General features: G+C 60.7%; 1 protein-coding gene. It reads left to right on the top strand.

All coding sequences use genetic code 11. The features are described 5' to 3' along the window. Positions 1-16: 16 nt before the first annotated feature. A partial coding sequence (locus tag DIE03_RS37990) for an ISL3 family transposase (protein WP_124457140.1) occupies positions 17-1,191 on the top strand: 1,175 nt, incomplete at its 3' end.

Here is a 1,191-nt window from a genome sequence, read left to right on the forward strand (position 1 = left end):
GGCGTTGGAGGCCAAATTGCTGGATCGCAAAGCACTACAGGCGCTGGGCTGCTGGACGGGCTACCGGATTGAGCGAGTGGAATGGCCGTCGCAGGCAAGCCGAACCCTGTCACTGCATCTGAAGCCGGTTAGCAAAGTGATGGTCTGCGAGCAATGCGGCAAGCGTTGCCAACAGATTCATGAAACGACGGTTCGGCGAGTGCGGGATCTGCCCTTGTTTGAATACCGGGTGGTACTCCATGTGCCACGCCGGCGAGTCTGGTGCGACCACTGCGGCGGCCCCCGATTGGAGAGGCTGGATTGGCTGGGGCGCTACCAACGGGTCACTGCCCGATTTGCCAAGGCCTGCGAGATCTTGCTGAAGTCCACCAGCGTACAGGCTGTTGCCGCGTTCTATGGCCTGAACTGGCACACCGTCAAGTCGATCGACAAAGCCAGTTTGCAAGCCAGCATCGTTGATCCGGACTGGACACAGGTGCGCTATCTGGCGATGGACGAGTTTGCGCTCCACAAGGGCCACCGCTATGCCACCGTGGTTGTGGAGCCGATTAGCCGGCAGGTGCTCTGGATCGGTCAGGGCCGTTCACGCGAAACCGCACGAGCCTTCTTCGAGCAACTCCCCGAGGGCGTTGCCGAGCGCATCGAGGCGGTCGCCATCGACATGACGACGGCCTACGAGCTGGAAATCAAGGCGAACTGCCCGCAAGCGGAAGTCGTCTATGACTTGTTCCACGTGGTGGCCAAGTACGGGCGTGAAGTCATTGACCGGGTGCGAGTCGATCAAGCCAATCAGCTTCGGCACGACCGTCCTGCGCGCAAGGTGCTGAAGTCGAGCCGCTGGCTGCTGCTGCGCAATCGTCATAACTTGCGGGCAGATCAGGCGGTACATCTGAATGAACTGCTGGAGGCCAACCAGCCACTACTCTGCGTCTACCTGTTACGCGATGAACTCAAGCGGCTCTGGTTCTACCAGAGACCCGCCTGGGCGCAGAGGGCTTGGGAGCAATGGATCAGGCAAGCCCGGCAAAGCGGCATAGCGCCGCTCAAGCTGTTCGCCGAGCGCCTGCAGAACTACTGGCACGGCATTCGGGCTCGCTGTCGGCACCCGCTCAATACCAGTGTCGTCGAGGGCATCAACAACACCATCAAGGTCATCAAGCGTCGGGCTTACGGGTACCGCGACGAGGAATA

It is taken from the genome of Burkholderia sp. Bp8992 (assembly GCF_003853705.1).
In the GTDB taxonomy this organism is placed as follows: domain Bacteria; phylum Pseudomonadota; class Gammaproteobacteria; order Burkholderiales; family Burkholderiaceae; genus Burkholderia.